Origin of the sequence: Atopococcus tabaci DSM 17538 (assembly GCF_000429585.1) — a bacterium.
Classification (GTDB): domain Bacteria; phylum Bacillota; class Bacilli; order Lactobacillales; family Carnobacteriaceae_A; genus Atopococcus; species Atopococcus tabaci.
The window spans coordinates 1-5,127 of record NZ_AUCD01000102.1; the positions used below are offsets into that span (position 1 = coordinate 1).

6 protein-coding genes and 1 pseudogene are annotated in these 5,127 nt (G+C 46.6%); 5 read left to right on the plus strand and 2 right to left on the minus strand.

The genetic code is table 11. From position 1 onward, the window contains the following. Positions 1–876 (plus strand): potassium transporter TrkG (locus G470_RS0111195; protein WP_028274874.1); only part of this gene is annotated, 876 nt, incomplete at its 5' end. Positions 877–891: 15 nt separating this feature from the next. Continuing rightward, positions 892–1,563, plus strand: coding sequence for a potassium channel family protein (locus G470_RS0111200; protein WP_028274875.1), 672 nt, complete (start codon positions 892–894; stop codon positions 1,561–1,563). A 52-nt stretch (positions 1,564–1,615) separates the two neighbouring features. Here the strand turns inward: G470_RS0111200 and G470_RS0111205 are convergent. Continuing rightward, positions 1,616–1,861: pseudogene (locus tag G470_RS0111205) on the minus strand (glycoside hydrolase family 3 protein); the annotation flags it as partial. Between the two features lie 199 nt (positions 1,862–2,060). On the opposite strand from G470_RS0111205, the gene G470_RS0111210 reads away from it, so the two are divergent. The 3 genes from G470_RS0111210 to G470_RS0111220 all read left to right on the plus strand — a co-directional run bounded on the left by G470_RS0111210 (position 2,061) and on the right by G470_RS0111220 (position 4,826). Continuing rightward, the gene (locus tag G470_RS0111210; RefSeq protein WP_028274877.1) at positions 2,061–2,876 is read left to right on the plus strand and encodes an aldo/keto reductase; all 816 of its coding nucleotides are present in this window, start codon (positions 2,061–2,063) and stop codon (positions 2,874–2,876) included. Between the two features lie 172 nt (positions 2,877–3,048). Next, the gene (gene guaA / locus G470_RS13525) at positions 3,049–3,990 is read left to right on the plus strand and encodes a glutamine-hydrolyzing GMP synthase (RefSeq protein ID WP_051258565.1); all 942 of its coding nucleotides are present in this window, start codon (positions 3,049–3,051) and stop codon (positions 3,988–3,990) included. A 98-nt stretch (positions 3,991–4,088) separates the two neighbouring features. Beyond that, positions 4,089–4,826, plus strand: a complete 738-nt coding sequence (locus tag G470_RS0111220) for an alpha/beta hydrolase (protein ID WP_035445639.1) — start codon at positions 4,089–4,091, stop codon at positions 4,824–4,826. An 86-nt stretch (positions 4,827–4,912) separates the two neighbouring features. Here the strand turns inward: G470_RS0111220 and G470_RS14295 are convergent. Beyond that, positions 4,913–5,127: zinc ribbon domain-containing protein (locus G470_RS14295; RefSeq protein WP_035445642.1), on the minus strand; the 215-nt coding region annotated here is incomplete at its 5' end.

The window sequence follows — 5,127 nt, forward strand, 5'->3', positions numbered from 1 at the left end:
TTCAACAACGCTGGATTTGACAACTTGGGGACACTCAGTATGCAGCCTTACGTAGATACTCCACTTATTACCTTTGCTCTGTCCACACTGGTCATCTTAGGCGGACTCGGGTTCACCGTCTGGTTCGATATCGGAAGAACCTTCCGTGAACTGGCCCAGCGCAAAGACTGGAAAAACTTCAGACATTATTACCGCAAACTCCGCCTACATTCCCAATTAGTTTTAAATTGGACGGTGCTCTTACTTGCCGTAGGAACATTGCTTTTTCTCGCGGCAGAATGGAACAATCCTGACACCATCGGACAGCTCGACTTCGACGGCAAGCTGCAGGCTAGTTTTTTCCAATCCATGACGACGAGGACCGCCGGGTTTGGGAGTATAGATTTCACCCAAATCCATACAGTCTCCATGGTATTTTTGACCGTGTTGATGTTCATCGGCGGCTCACCGGGTGGAACGGCAGGCGGAGCCAAAACAGCAACGATAGCCTTGGCATTGATGTTGGTGTCTTCTGAAATCCGCGGCCAAGACCATGTGAACTACAAAAATCATACGATTCCAAAAGAACTCGTCCGCCGGGCTTTAGTGGTTGTTGTGGCGTTCATTGGTATTTTCTTTATTGGTGTTTTGTTGTTGGCTCTCTTTGAACCGGAAGCAACATTGGGCTACCTCATCTTTGAGGTGGTTTCATCTATGGCTACCGTAGGGGTCACTGCCAACCTGACACCTGAACTTAGCTGGATGAGTCAAACAGTCATCATGTTTTTGATGTTTATCGGGCGATTGGGTCCGATTACTATTTTCACCGCCCTAAGCGCCCGTCAGAAAAAGAAAAAAGATATTACGTATGCAACTGGAAAGATATTAATAGGATAGGAGAGTCAAAAAAGTATGGCAAAAAAAGTTGTTGGGGTATTGGGTTTGGGTATTTTTGGATCCACAATCGCCAAAGAGCTCGGAGAAAACGGCTATGACGTCATAGCCGTGGACACAAACATTACAGATGTGGACCGCATCGAGCCCTTCGTCGTTCAAGCTGTCCAAGGCGATATGAGGGATTTGGAATTGCTGCAATCCATTGGATTTGAAAGCTGCGATATTGCGGTTATCGGTACGGGATCCAACTTGGAGGCTAGTGTCATGGCCATCATGAACTGCCGCAAGTTGGGGATTGATTACATCATCGCCAAAGCAAAAAACAAAACATATAGAGAAATTTTATTGGAAATTGGGGCGGATGAAGTCATCCGTCCGGAAAAAGAAGCCGGAGACAAATTAGCCAGAAACTTGATGCGCAATCACATTGTGGACTTAATTAAGTTGGATGAGAGTAATTCCCTCATTGAACTCACGCCCCCTCAAAAGTGGCTCGGAAAAACTCTCGCCCAGTTAGATTTACGTAAAAAATATGAGCTCAATGTAATCGGTATACGCAAAGATAAACTATCCACCACCGAATTTTTCATTGACCCTGACATGGAAATCGCCACAGACATGATTCTTGTTGCAGTCGGAAACACAGAGAAATTTGAGCATTTAGACTACACGAACCGCTTGGATTAAACGCACAAAAAAAGGCGATTCCCACTGGGGGAACCGCCTTTTTCGTTTTCACCTACACAAATGATTTAGCGTATGTGCTTTCGCGCCAAATTCTTGTGTCTGGCAATCCGCAGAATGCATCCACTGGGCTGACGCCTGTGAATTCGGATTCACCGGCCAATTTCTTAGCCAATTCTTCCATTGTAACTTCCATTCCATCGTAAGTGTTGATGTACGTTCCAACTTGAGGAACATCCGCCAAGTCAAATGGATTCTGAACAGAAACGAAGATGATTGGTACTTCGTGAACGTAGAAAGGACTGTGTGATAAACTCTCCGTTTGTGTTATTGTGCTCAATTTCATTTTAGAAACCGGTACACTTCATAGTATGACAAATAAAACTTTTCTGACAAACGCTATTTGAGAAGTTTTAAACAAAAAAATTTCCCTTACAACAGTTTTTATTTTACACTATAACTATGTTAAGCGCTAACAATATAAATGAGGTGAGGAAAGAATGGCAACAGAAGATGTGTTTGTGCTCCACAACGGGGTGAAAATCCCTTCTATCGGATTTGGAACGTGGCAGATTCCCAATGATGAAGCGTACGATGCGGTGACGGCTGCTTTGAAGAACGGCTACCGTCATATCGACACCGCCATGTCGTACCGCAATGAAAAAGAAGTCGGCCGGGCGATTCGTGAGTTTGACCTGCCGCGGGAAGACATTTTTCTGACAAGCAAACTGCGGGCGTCCATCAAAGATTATGATGCCGTGTTCGAAGCTTTTGAGAAATCCCGGACGGACCTGGATGTAGATTACATCGACCTCTGGCTGATCCATGCGCCGTGGCCGTGGGATGAAAAAGGCGCGGATTACACAGAAGGCAATATCCAAGCCTGGAAAGCCATGGAAAAGTTGTACAATGAAGGAAAAATACGTTCCATCGGGGTGTCCAACTTTTCCGAATCGGACATACAGGCACTGCTGGACAACTGCAACATCGTGCCGATGGTCAACCAAATACCGTTTTATATCGGACGGGACCAAGAAAGTCTGCTGGATTTTTGTGAGAAACATAACATTGTCGTAGAAGCTTATTCTCCTCTGGCGACCGGCGAGTTGCTTGACCATCCGGAAGTCAAAAAGCTGGCAGAAAAATACGGTGTCACTGTCGCGCAACTGGCTATCCGGTACTGTCTGGAACGCAACACCTTGCCGCTGCCGAAATCGACCCATGAATCCCGGATCATCGAAAACAAACAAGTCGATTTCACCATTTCCCCGGAAGATATGGACAAGTTAAATGCAATTGAAGATGTACGAAAATAACATGGACGTACGACAGCCTCTCTTGGGGCTGTCTTTTTTCGTTATGCGTCATTGAACTGTAACAAAACAATTTCCCCACCCGTCTTGATTGAATCCATTTCTCGTGGTATAACTGTGATATACGAACATTAAGTCATGATTCACCCACTTTCATTCAGAGATAGGAGAAAATATGAAAACATTCATTGATAATTCTCTCAAAGAAATCAAAGAACAAATCGGCGATAAAAAAGCCATTTGTGCCCTTTCCGGCGGCGTTGATTCCGCAGTCTGTGCGGTTTTGGTGCACGAAGCCATCGGAGACAACCTGACATGCGTTTTCGTGGATCACGGCCTGCTCAGAAAAGGCGAACGTGAATCGGTGGAACGTGTTTTCCGGGATTCTTTCCATATCAACTTGATTGTTGTGGAAGCCCAGGACCGGTTCTTGAGCAAGCTGAAAGGCGTGGCGGATCCGGAACAAAAACGCAAAATCATCGGCGAAGAGTTTATCCGCGTGTTTGAAGAAGAGCAATCCAAACTTCAAGACCACGATTTCCTTGTGCAAGGAACCATCTATCCGGATATCGCAGAAAGCGGTACGGACGGAAACAAATTGGTCAAGAGCCACCACAACGTCGGCGGGCTTCCTGAAGACGTGAACTTCGAATTGGTGGAACCATTGAAAACTCTGTACAAAGACGAAGTCCGTCAAGTGGGCCGTGAACTCGGCCTGCCGGAAGAAATCGTCGGCCGTCAGCCGTTCCCTGGTCCGGGCCTTGGCGTCCGCTGCCTCGGCGAAGTGACGCAGGAACGATTGGACATCTTGAAAGAAGCTGACTTCATCTTGAGAGACGAAGTCAAAAAAGCAGGCTTGAACACGGAAATTTGGCAGTACTTCGCAGCCATCCCTGACTTTAAGACAGTCGGAGTGGTCAACGACGAACGCAAATATTCCTACCCCATCTTGCTGCGTGCGGTGGACACAAGCGACGCCATGTCCGCTTCTTGGTACGAAATGCCGCATGAACTGTTGAGAAAAATTTCCGACAGAATCTGCAACGAAATTCCGGAGGCCGTCCGCGTGCTTTATGACATCACGGACAAACCACCTGGAACCATTGAATTTGAATAACACTTTAAGCTCTTCCACTGGTCTATGCCTTTGGAAGAGCTTTTCTTTTTAAAAAGACCTCTTTATACTATGGGTAACAATGAAAAACTGAGGTGCGTATGAAAAACAACTTTCGAAAAACTATGTCCCTGATCGGCCCATTGATTGCGGGCTCTCTCTTGACCTTTTTCTTTTATGCGGGGAATGCCTACGAACCGGCACCGGAAGCCACGGATGCATTGCACTCCAGCTCCACGGTCACTGTGAAAGAAACAGAATCCTACTATGCCTTTATCCCTGCCCACTCCTCTTCAAAAGCCGGATTCATTTTTTACCAAGGAGGGAAAGTGGAAGAAGCGGCCTATGCCCCTCTTTTGCATCGGTTGGCGGAACTTGGAATTTCTTCTTATGCAGTGAAAGCGCCCTTCAATTTGGCCTTTTTCGACATCGACGCCGTTGCAGATGTGATGGAAGCGGAAGAACCGATCGACTTCTGGTATACCGGCGGGCATTCATTGGGCGGGGTCACATCCGCCTTGTTTGCGGAAGAACAGGCTGACAAACTGGCCGGCTTGATTTTTCTGGCTTCTTATCCTTCTGCTGATCTAACAGAAACTGCTCTTCCTGCCTTATCCATTTACGGCGACCGAGATGCGGTGCTCGACGGCGAAGCGTTTGCGGAAGGGATGCAGCTGCTTCCCCAAGTCGAAATGGTGGTGTTGGAAGGCGGGAACCACGCTCAATTCGGCAGCTACGGCTTTCAAGAAGGCGACGGCCCTGCGGAAATTTCTGCCGACAAACAGCAAGCCCTGACGGCAGAAGCCATCCTACGTTTTATTGAAGAAACCCAGCCCTGACCCGATAGTTCCCGTATGGTTGAACTACCACTAGGCTAAAGCCATAGTGGATTCCTAAGAACACCAGCCTATCGGCTAGTTATTGATTAGGCTATCCCCGTAGTTCCTACGGTTAGAAGCCTTATGGCTTCATTTTTAAGATTCAAACTTGCGTTAATATCTCGGTCATGATGGGTATGACAATTAGGACACTCCCACTCACGCAATCCGAGATTTTTAACGTCTTTATTTTGATAGCCACAATTTGAACATAATTGACTCGATGGAAAATTTTTTGCTACTGTGAAAACTTGCTTTCCAT